Raw genomic sequence first — 21,701 nt, 5'->3', positions numbered from 1 at the left:
CGGGGCGGGCCGCTCAGGCGGCGGCCCGGCGCGGAGGCGCCGGCTCGACGAGCACGCGGAAGTTCACCGAGCGTGCGATGAAGCAGTGGTCGTGCGCGCGCTGGTGGAGGGCGGCCAGCGACTCTTCGTCGGTCCCCGGGCCGTCGTCGACCACGACGCGGGGGTGCAGCGTGACGTCCGTGAACTGCCCCTCGCCGCCGGACTCGACGCGGATCGTGCCGGTGACGTCGTCCACGTACTCCCGCACGACGACGCCCGCCGCCGCGGCGAGGTGGAGGAACCACAGCATGTGGCACTGCGAGAGGCTCACGACGAACAGCTCCTCGGGACTGTAGCGCGTCGGGTCGCCCCGGAACGCCGGGTCCGCGGACCCGGGCAGCGGCGGCCTCCCCTCGAGCAGGACGTCGTGGTCCCGGCCGTAGGCCGTGTAGGAGGCGGTGCCCCTGTCGCCCGCGCCCGTCCAGCGGACCGTCGCGGCGTACCCGTGCTGTGCGCTCATGGCCGCCACCCTAGCGGGCGGTGGTGCAGGTCACACCACGTCTTCGCCGGGCCGCCGCGGCCGCGCACGTCCCCTGCCGCCGCGCCGTCGGTGGCCTGACCTAGGCTGGAGAACATGGCTGATCCCGCGACGTACCGCCCGGCGCCGGGGGAGATCCCCACCTCGCCAGGCGTCTACCGGTTCCGCGACGACCACGGGCGCGTGATCTACGTCGGCAAGGCCAAGAACCTGCGCGCGCGCCTGTCGAACTACTTCCAGGACGTCGCGAACCTGCACCACCGCACCCAGACGATGGTGACGACCGCGGCGTCCGTCGAGTGGACCGTCGTGGGCACCGAGGTCGAGGCTCTCGCGCTCGAGTACTCCTGGATCAAGGAGTTCGACCCGCGGTTCAACGTCAAGTACCGCGACGACAAGTCCTACCCGTACCTCGCGGTGACGATGGGGGAGGAGTTCCCCCGCGCCCAGGTCATGCGCGGCGCCAAGCGACCCGGCACCCGGTACTTCGGCCCCTACGGGCACGCGTGGGCGATCCGCGAGACGCTCGACCTCCTGCTGCGCGTCTTCCCGGTGCGCACCTGCTCGGCGGGCGTGTTCAAGCGAGCCCACCAGACGGGCCGCCCGTGCCTCCTGGGGTACATCGACAAGTGCTCGGCCCCGTGCGTCGGGCGCATCACGCCCGAGGACCACCGGGCGCTCGCCGAGGACTTCTGCGACTTCATGGCGGGTGACACGCAGCGCTTCGTGCGGCGACTCGAGCGCAAGATGAACGAGGCCGCCGCCGCGATGGAGTACGAGGCCGCGGCGCGCCTGCGCGACGACATCGTCGCGCTCCAGCGCGCGACCGAGAAGAACGCGGTGGTGCTCGGCGACGGCACCGACGCGGACGTGTTCGCGCTCGTCGGCGACGAGCTCGAGGCGGCCGTCCAGGTGTTCCACGTGCGCGACGGGCGGATCCGCGGCCAGCGCGGCTGGATCGTCGAGAAGGTCGAGGACGTGACCGACGCGGAGCTGGTCGAGCACCTGCTCCAGCAGGTCTACGGCGCGGCCGAGGAGGCCGCGGCGGCCGACCCGGGGACCGGCCAGGGCCGGGCCGGCGTGCGCGACGTCGTCCCGCGCGAGGTGCTCGTCCCCGTCCTGCCGCCGGACACCGCGCAGGTCACGACGTGGCTCTCCGGCCTGCGGGGCGCGCGCGTCGACGTGCGCGTGCCGCAGCGTGGCGACAAGAAGGAGCTCGCCGCGACCGTGCGGGCGAACGCGGAGCACGCGCTCGCCCTGCACCGCACGCGCCGCGCGGGCGACCTCACGACGCGCAGCCAGGCGCTGCGCGAGATCCAGGAGGCGCTCGACCTCGACACCGCCCCGCTGCGGATCGAGTGCTACGACGTCTCCCACAACCAGGGCACCTACCAGGTCGCGTCGATGGTCGTGTTCGAGGACGGGCTCGCGCGCAAGAGCGAGTACCGGCACTTCACCGTGCGCGGGCCCGACGGCGACGGGGCCGCGGACGACACCGCGGCGATGTACGAGGTCATCACGCGCCGGTTCAAGCGCTACCTGTCCGACCGCTCGCGCTCGGGCGAGGTCGAGCTGGACCTCGAGGCCGACGACGTCGCGACCGGGTCCGACGCCGCGGGCCGCCGCGCGGAGCGGGCCGCGGAGGCCGCGGGGTACGTGCCGCGCAGCGGCGAGGTCGACGCCGACGCCCCCGTGGACCGGCGGGCCCGGTTCGCCTACCCGCCGAACCTCGTCGTGGTCGACGGCGGCCCGCCGCAGGTGGCGGCCGCCGCGCGGGCGCTGGCCGACCTCGGGATCGACGACGTCGCGCTCTGCGGCCTCGCCAAGCGGCTCGAGGAGGTGTGGGTCCCGGGGGACGACTACCCCGTGATCCTCCAGCGCTCGTCGGAGGGCCTCTACCTGCTGCAGCGCGTGCGTGACGAGGCGCACCGGTTCGCCATCGCCCAGCACCGGAGGCAGCGCAGCAAGGGCATGACGGCGTCCGCGCTCGACGACGTCCCCGGCCTCGGGCCGGCGCGGCGCACCGCGCTCCTCAAGCACTTCGGCTCGCTCAAGCGCCTCCGGGCGGCGAGCGTCGAGGAGATCGCGACGGTGCGGGGCATGGGCGAGCGCACGGCGCGTGCCGTCGTCGCCGCCCTGGGCGGAGCCGCCGAGCCGTCCCCGGGCGCGGCCCCGGCGGAGCGGGCGCCCGCCGAGGGCGACGTGCGCCCGGACCCCGTGCAGGACGGCGTGGAGGACGGTGTGGAGGACGGTGTGGAGGACGGCGCGCGGGACACTCCGGTGGGCGACGGGGCCGCGGCCCGGGCGTGAGCGGCTGGCATGCTGGTGCCATGACCTCGGAGCCGACCCCGGACCTCAGCCCGCAGGGGCCGCCCGCCCGCGTGCCGGAGCCCTCGCCGACCACCGTCCCGAGCGGGATCCCCGCGATCGAGGCGGCGACCCACCCCCCGGAGGCGCGCGAGGCCGAGGTGCTGATCATCACCGGCATGTCGGGCGCGGGCCGCACACGGGCGGCCGCCGTGCTCGAGGACCTCGACTGGTACGTCGTCGACAACCTGCCGCCGCGCATGATCGTCCCGCTCGTGGACCTCATGACCCGGTCGGGCTCGACGCTCGAGCGCATCGCGGCGGTCGTCGACGTGCGCGGGCGCGAGTTCTTCACCGACCTCGTCGAGGTGCTCGACCACCTCCGCCAGAGCGGGGTGTTCTACCGCATCCTGTTCCTCGACGCGTCCGACGAGGTGCTCGTGCGCCGGTACGAGCAGGTCCGGCGACCGCACCCGCTGCAGGGGGAGGGGCGCATCCTCGACGGCCTCGCCGAGGAGCGACGCCTGCTCGCGAGCCTCGAGGAGCGGTCCGACGTCGTCATCGACACGTCCGAGCTCACCGTGCACGACCTCGCGCGCGAGGTGCGGGCCGCCGTCGCCGACGGCACCCCCGAGACGCTGCGCATCAACGTCGTCTCGTTCGGGTTCAAGTACGGGCTGCCGCTCGACGCGGACCACGTGGTCGACGTGCGGTTCCTCGCGAACCCGTACTGGATCACCGAGCTGCGCCACCTCACCGGGCGCGACGCCCCGGTGCGCGACTACGTGCTCGGGCGTCCCGGCGCGCTCGAGTTCGTCGACCGGTACGTGAGCGCCCTCGAGCCGGTCCTGGCCGGGTACCTGGGCGAGGAGAAGCGCTACGTGACGATCGCCGTCGGCTGCACCGGGGGCAAGCACCGCTCCGTCGCGATCAGCGAGGCGATCGCCGCACGCCTGCGCGCCCAGGGGCAGCGCGTCATCGTGACCGCCCGCGACCTCGGCAAGGAGTGACCGGTGGTCGCCAAGCGCAACCCCGCCGTCGTCGCCCTGGGCGGCGGCCACGGCCTGTCCGCGAGCCTCTCCGCGCTGCGGCTCATGTCCGACCGGCTCACGGCCGTCGTGACGGTGGCCGACGACGGCGGGTCGTCCGGGCGTCTGCGCTCCGAGCTCGGCGTCCTGCCCCCGGGGGACCTGCGCATGGCGCTCGCGGCCCTGTGCGACGACTCGGAGTGGGGCCGCACGTGGAGCGCGCTCCTGCAGCACCGGTTCACGTCCGAGGGCGACCTCGACAACCATGCCGTGGGAAACCTGCTCATCGTCGCGCTGTGGGAGCTCCTCGACGACCCGGTCGCCGGGCTCGACTGGGTGGGCAAGCTGCTCGGCGCTCGCGGGCGCGTGCTGCCCATGGCGGCGGTGCCCCTCGGGATCGAGGCCGACGTGCGGACCGGCGACCGGCTCGAGACCGTCGTCGGGCAGAGCCACGTCGCCGTCACCCACGGCCGCATCGAGCAGCTCCGGCTCGTGCCCGCGGACCCGCCCGCGTGCACCGAGGCGGTCCAGGCCGTCGAGGAGGCGGACTGGGTCGTGCTCGGGCCGGGGTCGTGGTTCTCGTCGGTGATGCCGCACCTGCTCGTGCCCGACCTCGCGCGCGCCCTGCACGAGACCAGCGCGCGACGCTGCGTCACCCTCAACCTGTCGAGCGAGACGGGGGAGACGTACGGGCTCTCCGCCACCGACCACCTCGAGGCCCTGCACAAGCACGCACCCGGTCTCCGGATCGATGCCGTCGTCGCGGACCCGTCCGCCGTCGAGGACACCGAGCAGCTCGCGGAGGCCGCGGCGCGCATGGGCGCCCGGCTCCTCCTGCGGCAGGTGCGGCGCGGGGACGGCACGGCGCGCCACGACGCGCTGCGCCTGGCGGCGGCCTACCGGGACGTGTTCGACGACTTCCTCGGCGACGTCGGCTCGCCCGCCCGCTGATCCGCGCGCCGCGGCGCCGGGCCCCCGGGGGTGCCCGGCCCGCCGCCGCGACGCGTCGGCATCGGTGGCAGGATGTCCCGCATGGCGCTCACGGCACAGGTGAAGGACGAGCTGGCTCGGCTGCGGGTGGACAAGACCTCGTGCCGCAAGGCGGAGGTCTCGGCGATGCTCCGGTTCTCGGGCGGGCTGCACCTCATCTCGGGCCGCGTCGTCATCGAGGCCGAGCTCGACACCGCGATCGCGGCGCGCCGCCTGCGCGAGACGATCGCGGACGTCTACGGGCACACGAGCGAGCTGATCGTCGTCTCGGCGGGTGGTCTGCGCAAGAGCAGCCGCTACGTCGTGCGGGTCGTGCGCGACGGCGAGTCGCTGGCCCGCCAGACGGGTCTCCTGGACCAGCGCGGGCGACCCGTGCGGGGGCTCCCGCCGCAGGTCGTCTCCGGCGGGGTGGAGGAGGCGGAGGCGGCGTGGCGCGGCGCGTTCCTGGCGCACGGGTCGCTCACCGAGCCGGGCCGGTCGTCGGCGCTCGAGATCACGTGCCCGGGCCCCGAGGCGGCCCTGGCGCTCGTCGGTGCCGCCCGCCGCCTCGGCGTCTCCGCGAAGTCGCGCGAGGTCCGCGGCGTCGACCGCGTCGTCATCCGGGACGGGGACGCGATCAGCGCGCTCCTCACGCGTCTTGGCGCGCACGAGGCGGTCCTCGTCTGGGAGGAGCGGCGTGCCCGGCGCGAGGTGCGCGGGACCGCGAACCGGCTGGCGAACTTCGACGACGCGAACCTGCGCCGCTCGGCCCGGGCGGCGGTCGCGGCGGGCGCGCGGGTCGAGCGGGCCTTCGAGATCCTCGGCCCGGACCTGCCCGACCACCTGCGCGAGGCCGGCGAGCTCCGCCTCGCCCACAAGCAGGCGTCGCTCGAGGAGCTCGGGCAGCTCGCGGACCCGCCGCTGACCAAGGACGCCGTGGCGGGACGCATCCGCCGCTTGCTGTCGACGGCCGACAAGCGCGCCGCCGAGCTCGGCATCCCGGACACCGAGGCGGGGCTGAGCCCGGAGCTGCTCGACCTCTGACCCGCCGAGCCTCGACCCGGCGCCCGGCGCCCGGCGACCCGCCCGGCCCCTGGACGTCATGCACCGACGGGACGATGGTCCCGAACCGTGGGATCCAGGTCACATGTCGGCGTGGTGTTGGTATAGGCTCGGATGCGTCAGGTGACAACGACGTGCTCCTTCGCTGACACCCCTCATGGGCGTGGGTGGTCCCGGCTGTCGCCGTGACGGTCCACGGGCACGGAGGGTGCTGTGCCGGGATGCCGGGCAGCGGGGCACGGGCGCGATCACCACCTGCGTACGACGGCGTACGTGATCGTTCGGCATCAACCGTGTGCGTCGGGACAACCGGCGCGCCCTGAGGAGGGCATTGTGACCATCCGCGTCGGTATCAACGGCTTCGGTCGTATCGGACGGAACTTCTACCGCGCCATCGTCGAGTCGGGCGCCGACATCGAGATCGTGGGCGTCAACGACCTCACGGACAACAAGACGCTCGCGCACCTGCTCAAGTACGACACGGTCCTCGGCCGTTTCCCGCTGAGCGTGGACTTCGACGACGACAACATCATCGTCGACGGCAAGAAGATCCGTGCGCTCGCGGAGCGCGACCCCGCGAACCTCCCCTGGGGCGAGCTCGGCGCCGACATCGTCATCGAGTCGACCGGCTTCTTCACCGACGCGACCAAGGCGAAGGCGCACATCGACGCCGGCGCCAAGAAGGTCATCATCTCGGCCCCGGCCAAGAACGAGGACGCCACGTTCGTCATGGGCGTGAACTCGGACCAGTACGACCCGGCCGCGCACCACATCATCTCGAACGCGTCGTGCACCACGAACTGCCTCGCCCCGCTGGCCAAGGCGCTCAACGACTCGATCGGCATCGAGCGTGGTCTCATGACCACGATCCACGCCTACACGGGTGACCAGAACCTCCAGGACGGCCCGCACCGCGACCTGCGTCGCGCCCGCGCCGCCGCGCAGAACATCGTCCCGACCTCGACGGGTGCGGCCAAGGCCGTGTCGCTCGTCCTGCCCGAGCTCAAGGGCAAGCTGGACGGCTACGCGCTGCGCGTCCCGGTCATCACGGGCTCGGCGACGGACCTCACCTTCACCGCCTCGCGCGAGGTCACGGTGGACGAGGTCAACGCTGCGCTCAAGGCGGCGGCCGAGGGCCCGCTCAAGGGCATCCTCGAGTACGTCGACGACGAGATCGTGTCGAGCGACATCGTCACCAACCCGCACCAGAGCATCTTCGACTCGAAGCTCACGAAGGTGATCGGCGACCAGGTCAAGGTCGTCTCCTGGTACGACAACGAGTGGGGCTACTCGAACAGCCTCGTCGCGCTGACCGCCCTGGTCGGCGAGAAGCTCTGAGCCACCTGCTGACGCAGCACATCCCTGCGTAGCACCATGCGTCCGCGTGCGCGTCCCGGCACCGCCCGGTGACGTGCACGCGGACGTCCTCATGTGCGGGCCTGGCCGGCTGCAGGCAGGCGCCCCGCACGACGGCGACAGAACCGTAGGAGACCACATGTTGACCATCGACTCCCTGGGCGACCTGCGCGGCAAGCGCGTCCTCGTCCGCTCCGACTTCAACGTCCCGCTCGACGGGACGACCATCACGGACGACGGGCGCATCCGCGCCGCGCTCCCGACGCTCAAGAAGCTGACGGACGCGGGCGCGAAGGTGATCGTCACCGCGCACCTCGGCCGCCCCAAGGGCGAGCCGGACCCGAAGTACTCCCTCGCGCCCGTCGCGGCCCGCCTGGGCGAGCTGCTCGGCGTGCCGGTGCACCTGGCGCAGGACGTCGTCGGCGACTCGGCGCGCGAGACGGTCGCCGCGCTCGGCGACGGCGAGGTCGCGCTGCTCGAGAACATCCGGTTCGACCCGCGCGAGACGTCGAAGGACGACGCGGAGCGCCAGGCGCTCGCTCAGGACCTCGCGCAGCTCGCGGACGTGTTCGTCTCCGACGGCTTCGGCGTCGTGCACCGCAAGCAGGCGTCGGTCTACGACGTCGCGCAGGTGCTCCCGTCCGCGGTGGGCGAGCTCGTCCTCAAGGAGGTCGACTCGCTGCGCAAGGCGACGGAGGACCCGGCCCGCCCGTACGCGGTCGTGCTCGGCGGCTCCAAGGTCTCGGACAAGCTCGGCGTCATCGCGAACCTGCTCACCAAGGCGGACCGTCTGCTCATCGGCGGCGGCATGGTGTTCACGTTCCTCGCGGCGAAGGGCTACGGCGTCGGCAAGTCCCTCCTCGAGGAGGACCAGATCGACACGGTCAAGGGCTACCTCGCGGACGCGGAGAAGAACGGCGTCGAGATCGTCCTGCCGACGGACATCGTGGTGGCCGACGCGTTCGCCGCGGACTCCCCGCACGAGGTCGTCGCGGCGGACGCGATCCCGGCCGACAAGATCGGTCTCGACATCGGCCCCGAGTCGGCGCAGCTCTTCGCGAGCAAGATTGTCGACGCGAAGACGGTCGTGTGGAACGGCCCCGCCGGCGTGTTCGAGTTCGAGGCGTTCTCGGGCGGGACGCGCGCCGTGGCCCAGGCCCTGGTCGACGCGACGGCCAACGGCGCGTTCACGATCGTCGGCGGCGGAGACTCGGCCGCCGCGGTCCGGATCCTCGGCTTCGACGAGGCGGGCTTCAGCCACATCTCGACCGGTGGCGGCGCGAGCCTCGAGTTCCTCGAGGGCAAGGACCTCCCGGGGATCTCCGTCCTCGAGGGCTGAGCGCCCTCCCGAACCCACCTCACGCACCGCCCGCGGCACGCCGTGCGCGCGGGCGGTGCGACCCCCACAGAGAGAAGAAGGACCGTGGCGAACAGCCGTACCCCGCTCATGGCGGGCAACTGGAAGATGAACCTGGACCACCACCAGGCGACGCACACCGTGCAGAAGCTCGCGTGGACGCTCAAGGACGCGAAGCACGACTACGCGGCCGTCGAGGTGGCCGTGCTGCCGCCCTTCACCGACCTCCGGTCGGTGCAGACGCTCGTCGACGCGGACAAGCTCGAGCTGAAGTACGGCGCGCAGGACGTGTCCGCGCACCTGGAGGGCGCCTACACGGGCGAGATCTCGGCGACGATGCTCGCCAAGCTCGGCGCGAGCTACGTCGCGATCGGCCACTCGGAGCGCCGGCAGTACCACGGCGAGACGGACGCCCAGGTCAACGAGAAGATCGTCGCCGCCGTGGGTCAGGGCGTCGCCCCGATCCTGTGCGTGGGCGAGGGCCTGGACGTGCGCAAGGCCGGCGAGCAGATCTCCTACACGCTGGCTCAGGTCGAGGGCGCCCTCGCGGGCATCCCCGCCGCGCAGCTCGCCACGCTCGTCATCGCGTACGAGCCCGTCTGGGCCATCGGCACGGGCGAGGTCGCGACGCCCGAGGACGCGCAGGAGGTCTGCGGTGCCATCCGCGGCGCCCTGGGCGACCTGTACGACGCCGACCTCGCGAACGCGACGCGCATCCTGTACGGCGGCTCGGTGAAGTCGTCCAACGTCGCCGCGATCATGGCGCAGCCCGACGTCGACGGCGCGCTCGTCGGCGGCGCGAGCCTCGACCCCGAGGAGTTCGCCAAGATCGTGCGCTACCAGTCGCACGCGACCGGCGCCTGACCTCTGCGAGACCCTCGCACCGACGGCCCCGGGAGCGGATCCCGGGGCCGTCGGCCCCTGGCGTGAGACGCCGCCGGCCGGGGTTGGCCGCAGCGGCCCCGCGTCGCCTACTCTTGTCCCCTGTGCAGCAGGTCACGCCTGCGCACGACAACCGTGCGGTCGCGCTCGACATCGGTCGGGACGGCCCTGAGCCTCAAGGACGTACTCGTGGACGTGCTGCGCATCATCCTCCAGATCCTGCTGGTCCTCACCAGCGGCTTCCTCACCCTGCTCGTGCTCATGCACAAGGGCAAGGGCGGCGGCCTCTCCGACATGTTCGGCGGCGGGATCTCGAGCTCGGTGGGCAGCTCCGGCGTCGCCGAGCGCAACCTCAACCGGATCACCGTGTCGTTCGCCCTCGTCTGGACGGTCGTCATCGTGCTCCTGGGGCTCCTCCAGAAGGTGAGCTGACCTGCGGCGCCTCGTGAGGGCGCCGCGGGATCGAACGGGCTCGAGGAGCCGGCAGGGGGGCAGCCGCGCCGGACGGCGCGGTACGGGCAGGATCGAGTGCCGACGACGGCACGGACGGGGGAGAGCACGTGGCAGGTGGTAACGCGATCCGCGGGTCGCGCGTCGGGGCGGGGCCGCTCGGGGAGTCCGAGCGCGGCGAGATCGCGCCGCGCTTCTGGGTCTCCTACTGGTGCGCGAACGGCCACGAGACGCGCCCGAGCTTCTCCTCGGAGGCGGAGATCGAGGCGCCCGAGACCTGGGACTGCCCCCGCTGTGGGTTCCCGGCCGGGCAGGACCGCGAGAACCCGCCGACGCCGTCGCGCAACGAGCCCTACAAGACGCACCTCGCGTACGTGAAGGAGCGCCGGAGCGACGAGGACGGCGTCGCGATCCTCGACGAGGCGCTCGCTGCGCTGCGTGCTCGCCGCGGCCGCTGACCGGTCCGTCGAGCTCGGGTCGGGACCGGCTCGGCCCGTGCGCAGAGCCGGTGCGCCTCAGCGCACGCGCGCCAGGACGAACCCGTCGTAGCCCTTCGACCCCACCGTCTGCAGGGCGGTGGCGTCGAGCCTAGGGTCCGCGACGACGCGCTCGACCATCTCCCGCACCCCGAGCACGTTCGGGTCGGTGCTCTCCGCGTCGGCGACGGCGCCGCCACGGACGGTGTTGTCCACGACGATCAGCGTGCCGGGGCGGGACAGCCGGAGCGCGAGGTCGAGGTAGACGGGGTTCGACGGCTTGTCGGCGTCGACGAACACGAGGTCGAACGGCTCGACGCCCTCATCGACGAGGCCCCGCAGCGTGTCCGCGGCCGGGCCGTGCACGACGTCGACGATCCTCGCGAGACCGGCCTCGGCCAGGGACTCCCGCGCGACCGCGACGTGCGCGGCATCGATCTCGCACGTGACGAGCGCGCCGTCGGGCGGCAGCGCGCGGGCGAGCCAGATCGTCGAGTAGCCGCCGAGCGTCCCGACCTCCAGCACCCGGCGCGCGCCGGACGCGAGCGCGAGAAGCTGCAGGAACCGCCCCTGCGCGGGGGAGACCTGGATCTCCGGGAGGCCCGCAGCGCGCGCCCTCGCGCCGGCGGCGGCGAGCACGTCGTCCTCGCCCACGAGCGGACCGAAGTACGCGTCGACCGCGTCCCACGTGACCGCGGGGTCCACGTGCTCGCCGCCGGTCGTCATCGGTCGGCGTCCCGCGTGCCCGCCGCCGCGGCGTCGACGAGCCACAGCGTGCGCTCGGTGCCCGTGACCGCAGCCGCCGGGGTCTCGGACGCCGGGGCCCCGCCGAGCGCCGACGCGACGGCCGGTGCCTTCTCCGCACCCGCGGCGACCACCCACACCTGACGGGCTCGCGCGATGGCCTCGAAGGTCAGCGTCACGCGCTCCGGCGGCGGCTTCGGCGAACCGTGGACGCCGGCGGTCGGGACGCCCGTCACGTCGAGCCCCGGGTGCCCGGGGAAGAGCGACGCGACGTGGCCGTCGGGTCCCATCCCGAGCAGGAGCACGTCGAACGCGGGCACCTCGGCGCCGTCCGGGGCGTACGCGGCGAGCGTCGCCGCGTAGGCCGTGGCCGACTCCTCGGGGGTCGCTGCGACGTCCGCCGCGGGCATCGGGTGCACGTTCCCGGCCGGGAGCTGGGGCAGGTGGGCGAGCAGCGCGTCGCGTGCCTGCGTCTCATTGCGATCCGGGTCCCCGGCGGGCAGGAAGCGCTCGTCGCCCCACCACAGGTGAACGCCCGACCAGTCGACGGCGTCGCGGGCCGGGTGGCGCTCGAGCGCCGCGAGGCTCGCGATGCCGACGGTGCCGCCGGTGAGCACGACGTGCACCGGGCTGCGCACCGACTGCACGTCGAGCAGGCGCGTCACGAGCCGCGACGCGACGGCCTCGGCGAGGACGCCGGCGTCGGGGTGCACGACCACGAGGCGCCCGTGGGACGCGTGCGCGTCCCCGGGCCGGGTGGCGGTCACGCGCCCACCTTCTGCAGCCCCTTGGTGAGCACCTCGCCGTAGATCTCGTCCGGGTCGAGGCGGCGCAGCTCCTCGATGAGGGCCTCGCTCAGCGTCCGGATCGGCAGCGCGACGCGGCGGTCGGGCTTGCCCGGCTGGCTGATCGTCACGATGCGCCCGTCCGGGCGGTCGAGGATGATCGGCCCGCTCTTGCGCTCGAGCGTGACGCGCGTGATCGCCTCGGCGCCGCGACGGCGCACGACCTGCGAGGGGCAGCGCAGCCGAGAGCCGAGCCACGCCGCGAGCAGGTCGAGCGAGGTGTGCTTCGCCTGCCCCTCGACCAGGACGTTCGTCACCGGCTCGTACGGCGGCTGGTCGAGTGCGGCGGCGATGAGCCCGCGCCACAGCGTGACGCGGGCCCACGCCAGGTCGGAGTCCCCGGGGCCGTACGACGTCGCGAGCTGCGCGAGCGTCGCCTCGGGGTCCTTCGACGTGATCGAGTCGGTGATCCGGCGCTGAGCCATCGCGCCGACGGGGTCGTCGTCGACCGACGCGGGCGGCTGGCCCGGCCACCACACCACGATCGGCGCGTCGGGGAGCAGGAGCGGCATGACGAGCGTGTCGGCGTGCTCGAGCAGCGGGCCCGCGGTCCGCAGCACGACGACCTCGGACGCGCCGGCGTCGCCGCCCACGCGGATCTGGGCGTCGAGGTGCGGGACGGTGCTCCGACCGGAGGGCGCGACGACGATGACGCGGCACGGGTGCTCGCGGCTCGCGTCGTTCGCCGCCTCGATCGACGTCTCGACGTCGGACTCGCGCGCGATGACGACGAGCGTGAGGACGCGGCCGAGCGCGATCGCGCCGCCCTCGTCGCGCAGCCGCACGAGGCGCTTGTTCACCGCGTTCGTCGTCGTGTCGGGCAGGTCGATGATCATCGCGGGGTCCTCGCCGGTCGGGAGGTCGTGCGGCCCTGCGGCGCACGACGGGGTCGGGGGGTCTCTCTCAGGGGCGCCGCGCTCCGCGGGGCCGGCGCGGGGACGGCGGCCGTCACGGGCGCCGCCACGAGCGGCCGTCCCGCGCGAGCATCGTGTCGGCCGACTCGGGCCCCCACGTGCCGGACCGGTACTGGTCGGGCGTGCCCTTGGCGGCCCAGTGCGCGGTGATCGGGTCGAGGATCTTCCACGAGAGCTCGACCTCCTCGCGCGTCGGGAAGAGCGGCGGGTCGCCGAGGAGGACGTCGAGGATGAGCCGCTCGTAGGCCTCGGGGGAGGACTCGGTGAACGCGTGCCCGTACCCGAAGTCCATCGTGACGTCGCGGACCTCCATGGCGGTGCCCGGGACCTTCGCGCCGAACCGCATCGTCACGCCCTCGTCGGGCTGGACGCGGATGACGAGGGCGTTGTTGCCGAGGTCGGAGGCCTGCGAGGTCTCGAACGGCAGATGCGGGGCCTTCTTGAACACGACCGCGACCTCGGTCACGCGGCGCCCGAGGCGCTTGCCCGTGCGCAGGTAGAACGGGACGCCCGCCCAGCGGCGGTTGTCGATGTCCACGCGGATCGCGGCGTACGTCTCGGTCGTCGAGTCCGCGGGGATGCCGTCCTCGTCGAGGAAGCCGATGACCTCCTCGCCGCCCTGCCACCCGGCGGCGTACTGGCCGCGCGCGGTGTGCTTCGACAGCTCGCGCGGCAGGCGCACGGCCGAGAGCGCCTTGATCTTCTCGGCGCGCAGCGACGGGGCGTCGAACGACACCGGCTCCTCCATCGCGACGAGCGCGAGGAGCTGGAGCAGGTGGTTCTGGATGACGTCGCGCGCGGCGCCGATCCCGTCGTAGTAGCCCGCGCGACCGCCGATGCCGATGTCCTCGGCCATGGTGATCTGCACGTGGTCCACGTAGTTCGCGTTCCAGATCGGCTCGAACATCTGGTTGGCGAACCGCAGGGCGAGGAGGTTCTGGACCGTCTCCTTGCCGAGGTAGTGGTCGATGCGGAACACCGAGTCGGGCGGGAAGACCTCCGACACGACGGCGTCCAGCTCGCGTGCGCTCTGGAGGTCGTGCCCGAACGGCTTCTCGATGACGACACGGCGCCACGCGTCCTCCTGCGAGCGCGACAGCCCGGACTCGGCGAGCTGGCGGCACACGACCGGGAACGCGCTCGGCGGCACGGAGAGGTAGAAGGCGTGGTTGCCGCCCGTGCCGCGCTCGGCGTCGAGCGTCTCGACCGTCTCGCGCAGGCGCTCGAACGCCTGGTCGTCGTCGAACGACCCCTGGACGAACCGGATGCCCTCGGAGAGCTGGCGCCAGGTGGCCTCGCGGAACGGCGTGCGCGCGTGCTCCTTGACGGCGTCGTGCACCACCTGCGCGAAGTCCTGGTCCGCCCAGTCGCGGCGCGCGAAGCCCGTGAGCGCGAAGCCCGGGGGGAGCAGGCCGCGGTTGGCCAGGTCGTACACCGCGGGCATGAGCTTCTTGCGGGCGAGGTCGCCCGTGACGCCGAAGATGACGAGCCCGCAGGGGCCCGCGATCCGGGGCAGGCGCAGGTCGAGGGGGTCGCGCAGCGGGTTGTGCTCTGGCGTGATCTTGGCCGGTCTCACCTGGTGGCACCGTTCCGTTTCGAGGGGTCGGGAGGACTGCAGAAGGACTGAGGCGTGTGCGGGATGATACGGGCGGCCCGGACGGGCGCGCCGTCGTTCCCGCTGGTCGGACGCGTGCCCGTCGGGGCGGCCACGCGTCGACGGGTCAGGAGCCGGCGGCGTCGCGCAGGCCGTCGCGCGTCGTGGCGAGGAGGTCGGTCCAGCTGTCCTCGAACTTGCGCACGCCCTCCTCCTCGAGGCGGTCGGTGACCTCGACGAGCGAGACGCCGAAGGACTCGACCGTCTCCAGGGTGCGGCGGGAGGCGGACGCCGTGCCGGTGACCGTGTCGCCCGTCACGACGCCGTGGTCGGCGAACGCCTGCAGCGTCGCCTCGGGCATGGTGTTGACGATCCCGTCCGTGACGAGCTCGTCGACGTACATGGTGTCGCGGTACTCCGGGTTCTTCACGCCGGTCGAGGCCCACAGCGGGCGCTGCGGGTGCGCGCCGGACGCGGCGAGCGAGCGCCAGCGGTCCGTCTGGCGGAACTCCTCGTAGGCCTCGAACGCGAGCCGGGCGTTGGCGATCGCGGCCTGGCCGCGCAGGTCGAGCGCCTCCGGGGTGCCGACCTTTTCGAGCGCGGCGTCCACCGCGGTGTCGACGCGGGAGACGAAGAAGGACGCGACCGAGCCGACGGGCGCGAGGTCGATGCCGTCCGCGCGCGCCTGCTCGAGCCCGATCGCGAACGCGTCCATGACGGCGCGGTAGCGCGCGAGCGAGAAGATGAGCGTCACGTTGACGCTGATGCCCTGCGCGAGCGTGCGGGAGATCGCGTCGAGGCCGGCGACCGTCGCGGGGATCTTGATGTAGACGTTGGGCCGGTCGATGGTGGCCCACAGGCGCTCGGCCGTGACGACCGTCTTGTCGGCGTCGTGCGCGAGGCGCGGGTCGACCTCGATCGACACGCGCCCGTCGACGCCGTCGGTCGCGTCGTACACGGGGCGCAGCAGGTCCGCGGCGGCGCGCACGTCGTCCGTCGTGATCCGCTCGACGGCGGCCTCGACCGCCGCGTCGTCCGTGCCGGCGGGCGCGAGCTCGGCGAGCTGGGCGTCGTAGGCGTCGCCCTTCGCGAGCGCCGCCGCGAAGATCGTGGGGTTCGTGGTCACCCCGACGACGCCGCGCGTCGCCACGAGGTCGGCGAGGTTGCCGGTGCGCAGCCGTTCTCGGGAGAGGTCGTCGAGCCAGATCGACACGCCCGCTCCCGTGAGCTGCTCGATGGGGCCGGGGACGGTGGGGGACTGCGTCATCGGACTTCCTCTCGGTGGTGCTCTCGCTGCGGGCGTGCGCCCCGGGCCGTGCGTGACACCCCGGGGCAGCCCGAGGTGGGGCCGCGCACGGCCCCACCTCGGAATCTACGAAGGGTCAGCGCTGGTCGCCAGTGCCGCCCTCCGACGGCGTCGGCGCGGCGCCCGGGGCGTCGTCGCCGCGCGCCGCCGCGATCGACTCGCGCGCCGCCGAGGCGACGGCCTCGGACGTGATGCCGAACTCGCGGTACAGCACCTGGTAGTCGGCCGAGGCGCCGTAGTGCTCGAGGCTCACGGAGCGGCCGGCGTCGCCGACGAGCTCGCGCCAGCCCTGCGCCACGCCCGCCTCGACGGACACGCGCGCGCGGACGGCGGCCGGCAGGACGGACTCGCGGTAGGCGGCGTCCTGACCGTCGAACCACTCGCGGCTCGGGAGGGAGACGACGCGCGCCTGCACGCCCTCGCCCGCGAGGATCTCGCGCGCCTCGACGGCGAGCTGCACCTCGGAGCCGGTGCCGATGAGGATGACGTCGGGCGTGCCCTCGGTGTCGAGCAGCACGTAGCCGCCGCGGGCGGTGCCCGAGGCGTCGGCGTAGCCCTCGGTGCCGCGCGGGAACGTCGGGACGTTCTGACGCGTGAGGATGATGCCCGCCGGGCGCTCGGTGTTCTCCAGGATCGTGCGCCAGGCCCACGAGGTCTCGTTGGCGTCGGCCGGGCGGACGACGTCGAGGCCCGGGATGGCGCGCAGCGCGGCGAGGTGCTCGACGGGCTGGTGCGTCGGGCCGTCCTCGCCCAGGCCGATCGAGTCGTGCGTCCACACGAACGTCGTCGGGATCTCCATGAGCGCGGCGAGCCGCACCGCGGGACGCATGTAGTCGCTGAACTGGAGGAAGGTGCCGCCGTAGGCGCGCGTGCCGCCGTGCAGGACGATGCCGTTGAGGATCGCGCCCATGGCGTGCTCACGGATGCCGAAGTGCAGCGTGCGCCCGTACTCGTGGCCGGGGAACTTCTTGGTCGCGTGCTCGACGGGCACGAACGACGGTTCGCCGTCCATGGTCGTGTTGTTGGAGCCGGCGAGGTCGGCCGAGCCGCCCCACAGCTCGGGGAGCACGTCCTTGAGCGCGGTGAGGACCTTGCCCGACGCGGATCGCGTCGCGACGGCCTTGCCCGCCTCGAACGTGGGGAGCGCGTCCTCCCAGCCCGCGGGCAGCTCGCGCTTCTCGAGCCGGTCGAGGAGCTCGGCGCCCGAGGGGTTCGCGGTCTTCCACGCGGCGAAGGCGGTCTCCCAGGCGGCGCGCGCGTCGCCCTGGCGCTCGCCGACGGCGCGCGTGTACGCGAGCACCTCGTCGTCGATCGCGAAGCTCGCCTCGGGGTCGAGGCCGAGCTCGATCTTGAGGCCCTTGATCTCGTCCGCGCCCATGGCCGAGCCGTGGATGCCGCCGGTGTTCTGCTTGGTCGGCGACGGGTAGCCGATGATCGTGCGCAGCGCGATGATCGACGGCTTGCCGGTCTCGGCCTTGGCGGCCTCGATCGCGGCGTGCAGCGTGTCGACGTCCTCCGCGTAGCCGGTGCCGCCGTTGGTCCAGTCGACGCGCTGGGTGTGCCAGCCGTACGCCGCGTAGCGCGCGAGGACGTCCTCGGTGAACGCGATGTCCGTGTCGTCCTCGATGGAGATCTTGTTGTCGTCCCAGATGACGACGAGGTTGCCGAGCTGCTGGTGGCCGGCCAGCGAGGACGCCTCGCTCGTCACGCCCTCCTGCAGGTCGCCGTCGGACGCGATGACGTACACGTGGTGGTCGAACGGCGACTCGCCCGGGGCGGTCGACGGGTCCAGCAGACCGCGCTCGCGGCGGGCCGCGAAGGCCATGCCGACGGAGGACGCGAGGCCCTGGCCGAGCGGGCCGGTCGTGATCTCGACGCCCTTGGTGTGCTTGTACTCGGGGTGGCCGGGGGTCTTGGAGCCCCACGTGCGCAGGGCCTCGATGTCCGCCATCTCCAGGCCGTACCCGGCGAGGAAGAGCTGGAGGTAGATCGTGAGCGACGAGTGGCCCGCCGAGAGCACGAACCGGTCGCGGCCGACCCAGCGGTCGTCCGACGGGTCGTGGCGCATGACCTTCTGGAACAGGAGGTAGGCGGCCGGGGCCAGCGAGATCGCGGTGCCGGGGTGGCCGTTGCCCACCTTCTCCACCGCGTCGGCGGCGAGCGCCTTGATCGTCTTGACGGCCCGGTCGTCCAGGTCCGTCCAGTCCAGGGGCGTGTGAGCAGGGGACAACGCGTTCACCGAACCTCATTCCCGTCCGGAGCGCGCGCCCCGGATCCTCGCGACAACTCGAAACAACCGTTGAACATTTCCCGGCCTCACGCCTCAGGTGGCGGGGCGGCCCGGTGCCGGTCACGTCGTCCGCGGGCCACAGGTCTCGACGAGCGGTCCGACGCGGGACGGTTGCAGGTCCAGCCTATACGCGGACGCCGTTCGCGCCCGGGCGGTGCCCACGTGCTGGATTTCGGTCGGATGTCACACAATCGCCCGGCCCGTCCGGTCGGCCCCGGCGCGGGCGGGGCCGTACGATGAGCGAGGACGACCGGCGGTCCGTCCCCAGCTCGCCCCCCACCTCAGAACGGAACACCGAAGCGCGTGCACACCACGAGCCAGGCACCGATCGACGGGACCGGAAGCCCGTCTGGCGCCGCGTCGACCCAGCAGCCGTCCTCGCCGACGAGCCCCGCGACCTCCGTCGACCCGACGGCCGAGGCCGCGCGTGCGACCCTCGCCCTGCGCGAGCGCCTCGGTGCCTACGTCGCGCTGACCAAGCCGCGCATCATCGAGCTCCTCCTCGTGACCACGGTCCCGACGATGATCCTGGCCCAGGGCGGGCTGCCGGGCATCGGGCTGATCCTCGCGACGCTCGTGGGCGGGACGCTCGCGGCGGCCTCGGCGAACGTCTACAACTGCTATCTCGACCGCGACATCGACGAGGTCATGAACCGCACCAAGCGGCGACCGCTCGTCACGGGCGAGGTGACGCCGCGGGCCGCGCTCGTGTTCGCGACCGTCCTCGGCGTCGTGTCGCTCGTCTGGTTCGCGCTCCTGGTCAACGTCGTCTCGGCGTGGCTCACGTTCGCGGCGATCGCGATCTACGTCGTCGGCTACACGATGATCCTCAAGCGCCGCACGCCGCAGAACATCGTCTGGGGCGGCATCGCGGGCTGCATGCCGGTGCTCATCGGGTGGTCCGCCGTCACGGGCTCGCTGAGCTGGGCGGCGCTCGCCCTGTTCCTCGTCATCTTCTTCTGGACGCCGCCGCACTACTGGCCGCTGTCCATGAAGTTCAAGCGCGACTACGCCAACGCCGGCGTGCCGATGCTCCCGGTCGTCGCGGACGACCGCAGGGTCGCGCGCGAGATGATCGTCTACGGCGTCGCCATGGTCGCCTCGTCGCTCGCGCTGTGGCCGCTCGCCGGCATGACCTGGGTCTACGGCGTCGTCGCCACCGTCCTCGGGGTCTGGTTCCTGTCCTCGTGCGTGACGATGCTGCGCCGCGCCCGGGAGAAGGCCGACGGGAAGGGCGGCAAGGTCGGGGAGATGAAGGTCTTCCACGCGTCGATCACGTACCTCACCCTGCTCTTCGTGGCGGTCGCGGTCGACGTCTTCCTCCCCCTGTGAGCCCGGCCGTGCCGGGAGGACGGTAGGACGATGGGCTCCGGCGAGGCGCACGTGCCCGAGGCGCTGGACCGTGCCGCGCGCGAGTACCTCGCGCACCTCGCCGTCGAGCGGGGCCTGTCCGCGAACACCGTCGCCGCCTACCGGCGCGACCTCGCGCGCTACGTCGCGTTCCTCGCCTCCCGGGGCAACCACGCCGTCCGTGAGGTCGAGGCGGACGACGTCGCCGCGTACGTCACCGCGCTGCGCACCGGGGCCGACGGCGGGGCGAGCCTCTCGCCGTCGTCCACGGCGCGGTCCGTGGCTGCCGTGCGGGGCTGGCACCGCTTCTGCGCGGCGGAGGGCCTGGCGGACGCGGACGCGTCCGCCGACGTGCGCCCGCCCGCGCAGGGGAAGCGGCTGCCCAAGGCGATCTCGACCGACGAGGTCGCGCGCATCCTCGACGCCGCGGGCGTCGGCGACGGCCCCGGGCCCCTGCGCGACCGCGCGCTGCTCGAGCTCGTCTACTCGACCGGCGCCCGCATCTCCGAGGCCGTGAGCCTCGACGTCGACGACCTCGACCTCGGGACCGGTGCGGTCCGCCTGCTCGGGAAGGGCGGCAAGGAGCGCGTGGTCCCCGTCGGCTCGTTCGCGCGGCGCGCGCTCGACGCGTACCTGGTGCGCGGGCGTGCGGGGCTGGCCGCGCAGGGCCGGGGGACACCCGCCGTCTTCCTCAACACGCGCGGGGCGCGCCTGTCGCGGCAGAGCGCGTGGGCCGTGCTGCGCACCGCGGCCGAGCGCGCGGGGATCGACCACCCGGAGCGGATCTCGCCGCACACGCTGCGGCACTCGTTCGCGACCCATCTGCTCGCGGGCGGCGCCGACGTGCGCGTCGTCCAGGAGCTCCTCGGGCACGCGTCGGTGACGACGACCCAGATCTACACGCTCGTCACCCCGGACACGCTGCGCGAGGTGTACGCCGCCGCGCACCCCCGCGCGCTCGGCTGACCGGGGCGCTCGCCCGTCGTCCGGAGGCCCGTCGCCGGGAACGCGGCGCGCGGGCGCGTGCGCACGAGCGGCGGCGAGGTCCTGCGATACCGTGGCGGACGTGAGCAGCCAGGCCGAGACCCAGCCCGAGACGCGCGGCGCGCAGAGCTCGCACGGCGACGCCGTCCGTCCGGCCGCCCCCGTGACCTCCGCCGAGCGCGACGACGCACCCGTCGTCGACCACGCCACGAACGGCGTGAGCCACGACTCCGCCGAGGCGCCCACCGACGTGGTCGGCCGGCCCCTGCCCGAGTTCCCGGTCCCCGCGCCGCTCGCGGCGCACGGCCCCGGACGCATCATCGCGATGTGCAACCAGAAGGGCGGCGTCGGCAAGACGACGACGACCATCAACCTCGGTGCGACGCTCGCCGAGTACGGCCGCAAGGTCCTGCTCGTCGACTTCGACCCGCAGGGGGCGGCGTCCGTCGGGCTCGGCGTCAACCCGCACGAGCTCGACCGCACGGTCTACAACCTGCTCATGGAGCGGGGCGCGGACATCCACGACGTGCTCGTCCCGACGGACGTCGAGAACCTCGACCTCCTGCCCGCGAACATCGACCTGTCGGCCGCCGAGGTCCAGCTCGTCGGCGAGGTGGCGCGCGAGTCCGTCCTGTCGCGCGTGCTGCGGCCCGTCGTCGACGACTACGACGTCATCCTCGTGGACTGCCAGCCCTCGCTCGGCCTGCTCACGGTCAACGCGCTCACCGCCGCGCACGGCGTCCTCATCCCGCTCGAGTGCGAGTTCTTCGCGCTGCGCGGCGTGGCGCTGCTCGTCGAGACGATCGAGAAGGTGCGCGACCGGCTCAACCCGCGTCTGGAGATCGACGGGATCCTCGCGACGATGTTCGACTCGCGCACGCTCCACTCGCGCGAGGTCGTGGCGCGCGTGCACGAGGCGTTCGGCGACAAGCTGCTCCAGACCGTCATCGGACGCACGGTGAAGTTCCCCGACGCGTCCGTCGCGGCCGAGCCCATCACCGTCTACGCGCCGACCCACCCCGGCGCCGTCGCGTACCGGCAGCTCGCCCGGGAGCTGGTCGCCCGTGGCGACGCCGCCTGAGACCGAGCCGGCGCGTCGAGGGTTCGAGGTCCGCCTCGACAACTTCAGCGGCCCGTTCGACCTGCTGCTGTCGCTCATCACCAAGCACAAGCTCGACATCACCGAGGTCGCGCTCGCGCGCGTGACGGACGACTTCATCGCCTACATCCGCGACGCCGAGCGCGCGGCCGCCGCCGCGCGCGCCGCCGG

At 73.3% G+C, this 21,701-nt stretch carries 20 protein-coding genes; 13 read left to right on the top strand and 7 right to left on the bottom strand.

Annotated features, from left to right (window positions below; genetic code table 11):
• Window positions 1-13 precede the first annotated feature (13 nt).
• Window positions 14-499 (bottom strand): OsmC family protein, encoded by a 486-nt coding sequence (locus ABWU78_RS15745; RefSeq protein WP_439158905.1) that lies wholly within the window; start codon window positions 497-499, stop codon window positions 14-16.
• 114 nt (window positions 500-613) lie between these two features.
• Between ABWU78_RS15745 and uvrC the strand changes: the two genes are divergently transcribed.
• The 9 genes from uvrC to ABWU78_RS15700 all read left to right on the top strand — a co-directional run bounded on the left by uvrC (window position 614) and on the right by ABWU78_RS15700 (window position 10,386).
• On the top strand, window positions 614-2,827 hold the full coding sequence (gene uvrC, locus ABWU78_RS15740; protein WP_353709207.1) for an excinuclease ABC subunit UvrC: 2,214 nt from the start codon (window positions 614-616) through the stop codon (window positions 2,825-2,827).
• Between the two features lie 20 nt (window positions 2,828-2,847).
• Window positions 2,848-3,834 (top strand): RNase adapter RapZ, encoded by a 987-nt coding sequence (gene rapZ, locus ABWU78_RS15735; protein WP_253049664.1) that lies wholly within the window; start codon window positions 2,848-2,850, stop codon window positions 3,832-3,834.
• Between the two features lie 3 nt (window positions 3,835-3,837).
• Window positions 3,838-4,803 (top strand): gluconeogenesis factor YvcK family protein, encoded by a 966-nt coding sequence (locus tag ABWU78_RS15730; protein WP_253049662.1) that lies wholly within the window; start codon window positions 3,838-3,840, stop codon window positions 4,801-4,803.
• A gap of 81 nt (window positions 4,804-4,884) precedes the next feature.
• Window positions 4,885-5,865, top strand: a complete 981-nt coding sequence (gene whiA, locus ABWU78_RS15725) for a DNA-binding protein WhiA (protein WP_047232822.1) — start codon at window positions 4,885-4,887, stop codon at window positions 5,863-5,865.
• A gap of 351 nt (window positions 5,866-6,216) precedes the next feature.
• The gene (gap, locus tag ABWU78_RS15720; RefSeq protein WP_021481805.1) at window positions 6,217-7,221 is read left to right on the top strand and encodes a type I glyceraldehyde-3-phosphate dehydrogenase; all 1,005 of its coding nucleotides are present in this window, start codon (window positions 6,217-6,219) and stop codon (window positions 7,219-7,221) included.
• A gap of 157 nt (window positions 7,222-7,378) precedes the next feature.
• Window positions 7,379-8,578, top strand: a complete 1,200-nt coding sequence (locus ABWU78_RS15715) for a phosphoglycerate kinase (protein ID WP_353709209.1) — start codon at window positions 7,379-7,381, stop codon at window positions 8,576-8,578.
• Window positions 8,579-8,686: 108 nt separating this feature from the next.
• The gene (gene tpiA / locus ABWU78_RS15710; RefSeq protein ID WP_439158913.1) at window positions 8,687-9,460 is read left to right on the top strand and encodes a triose-phosphate isomerase; all 774 of its coding nucleotides are present in this window, start codon (window positions 8,687-8,689) and stop codon (window positions 9,458-9,460) included.
• Window positions 9,461-9,667: 207 nt separating this feature from the next.
• Complete coding sequence (gene secG / locus ABWU78_RS15705; RefSeq protein WP_253049657.1) at window positions 9,668-9,910, top strand: preprotein translocase subunit SecG; 243 nt, start codon at window positions 9,668-9,670, stop codon at window positions 9,908-9,910.
• Window positions 9,911-10,038: 128 nt separating this feature from the next.
• Window positions 10,039-10,386, top strand: coding sequence for an RNA polymerase-binding protein RbpA (locus tag ABWU78_RS15700; RefSeq protein ID WP_047232819.1), 348 nt, complete (start codon window positions 10,039-10,041; stop codon window positions 10,384-10,386).
• Between the two features lie 57 nt (window positions 10,387-10,443).
• Here the strand turns inward: ABWU78_RS15700 and ABWU78_RS15695 are convergent, their stop codons facing one another.
• From ABWU78_RS15695 to tkt, 6 genes are all read right to left on the bottom strand, one after another.
• Entirely contained in the window at window positions 10,444-11,130 is a 687-nt protein-coding gene (locus ABWU78_RS15695; protein WP_353709211.1) for an O-methyltransferase, read from the bottom strand.
• Window positions 11,127-11,915, bottom strand: a complete 789-nt coding sequence (gene pgl / locus ABWU78_RS15690; RefSeq protein WP_353709212.1) for a 6-phosphogluconolactonase — start codon at window positions 11,913-11,915, stop codon at window positions 11,127-11,129. Before pgl ends, ABWU78_RS15695 begins: the two co-directional genes overlap by 4 nt.
• Window positions 11,912-12,829: a glucose-6-phosphate dehydrogenase assembly protein OpcA gene (opcA, locus tag ABWU78_RS15685; protein WP_353709213.1), complete on the bottom strand. Its 918-nt coding sequence runs from the start codon at window positions 12,827-12,829 to the stop codon at window positions 11,912-11,914. Before opcA ends, pgl begins: the two co-directional genes overlap by 4 nt.
• 112 nt (window positions 12,830-12,941) lie before the next feature.
• Entirely contained in the window at window positions 12,942-14,483 is a 1,542-nt protein-coding gene (gene zwf / locus ABWU78_RS15680) for a glucose-6-phosphate dehydrogenase (RefSeq protein ID WP_253049653.1), read from the bottom strand.
• Between the two features lie 145 nt (window positions 14,484-14,628).
• A complete protein-coding gene (tal, locus tag ABWU78_RS15675; RefSeq protein ID WP_253049652.1) occupies window positions 14,629-15,768 on the bottom strand; it encodes a transaldolase in 1,140 nt (379 codons plus the stop codon).
• A gap of 115 nt (window positions 15,769-15,883) precedes the next feature.
• Window positions 15,884-18,046 carry a transketolase gene (tkt, locus tag ABWU78_RS15670; protein ID WP_439158904.1) on the bottom strand — a complete coding sequence of 721 codons (2,163 nt, stop codon included), beginning with the start codon at window positions 18,044-18,046 and terminating at the stop codon, window positions 15,884-15,886.
• A 354-nt stretch (window positions 18,047-18,400) separates the two neighbouring features.
• Here tkt and ABWU78_RS15665 point away from each other — a divergent pair, with 354 nt between their 5' ends.
• The 4 genes from ABWU78_RS15665 to ABWU78_RS15650 form a co-directional block, all read left to right on the top strand.
• Window positions 18,401-19,429, top strand: a complete 1,029-nt coding sequence (locus tag ABWU78_RS15665; RefSeq protein ID WP_439158903.1) for a heme o synthase — start codon at window positions 18,401-18,403, stop codon at window positions 19,427-19,429.
• 30 nt (window positions 19,430-19,459) lie between these two features.
• Entirely contained in the window at window positions 19,460-20,413 is a 954-nt protein-coding gene (gene xerD / locus ABWU78_RS15660) for a site-specific tyrosine recombinase XerD (RefSeq protein WP_253049648.1), read from the top strand.
• 235 nt (window positions 20,414-20,648) lie between these two features.
• Entirely contained in the window at window positions 20,649-21,512 is an 864-nt protein-coding gene (locus ABWU78_RS15655) for a ParA family protein (protein WP_253050717.1), read from the top strand.
• Window positions 21,496-21,701, top strand: a 206-nt coding sequence (locus tag ABWU78_RS15650; RefSeq protein WP_439158902.1) for a segregation/condensation protein A, incomplete at its 3' end; no start/stop codon positions are given. The genes ABWU78_RS15655 and ABWU78_RS15650, both read left to right, overlap by 17 nt.

It is taken from the genome of Cellulosimicrobium sp. CpK407 (genome assembly GCF_051844275.1).
GTDB lineage: Bacteria > Actinomycetota > Actinomycetes > Actinomycetales > Cellulomonadaceae > Cellulosimicrobium > Cellulosimicrobium cellulans_G.
Note: the sequence above shows the minus strand (reverse complement) of the source record. Positions and strands in the feature narration are given on the sequence as shown.

What these genes read in the sequence shown, in the direction of transcription:
- ABWU78_RS15745 (WP_439158905.1), bottom strand. Translation starts at nt 499, where the DNA reads ATGAGCGCACAGCACGGGTACGCCGCGACGGTCCGCTGGACGGGCGCG.
- uvrC (WP_353709207.1), top strand. Translation starts at nt 614, where the DNA reads ATGGCTGATCCCGCGACGTACCGCCCGGCGCCGGGGGAGATCCCCACC.
- rapZ (WP_253049664.1), top strand. Translation starts at nt 2,848, where the DNA reads ATGACCTCGGAGCCGACCCCGGACCTCAGCCCGCAGGGGCCGCCCGCC.
- whiA (WP_047232822.1), top strand. Translation starts at nt 4,885, where the DNA reads ATGGCGCTCACGGCACAGGTGAAGGACGAGCTGGCTCGGCTGCGGGTG.
- ABWU78_RS15715 (WP_353709209.1), top strand. Translation starts at nt 7,379, where the DNA reads ATGTTGACCATCGACTCCCTGGGCGACCTGCGCGGCAAGCGCGTCCTC.
- tpiA (WP_439158913.1), top strand. Translation starts at nt 8,687, where the DNA reads ATGGCGGGCAACTGGAAGATGAACCTGGACCACCACCAGGCGACGCAC.
- ABWU78_RS15695 (WP_353709211.1), bottom strand. Translation starts at nt 11,130, where the DNA reads ATGACGACCGGCGGCGAGCACGTGGACCCCGCGGTCACGTGGGACGCG.
- opcA (WP_353709213.1), bottom strand. Translation starts at nt 12,829, where the DNA reads ATGATCATCGACCTGCCCGACACGACGACGAACGCGGTGAACAAGCGC.
- tal (WP_253049652.1), bottom strand. Translation starts at nt 15,768, where the DNA reads ATGACGCAGTCCCCCACCGTCCCCGGCCCCATCGAGCAGCTCACGGGA.
- xerD (WP_253049648.1), top strand. Translation starts at nt 19,460, where the DNA reads ATGGGCTCCGGCGAGGCGCACGTGCCCGAGGCGCTGGACCGTGCCGCG.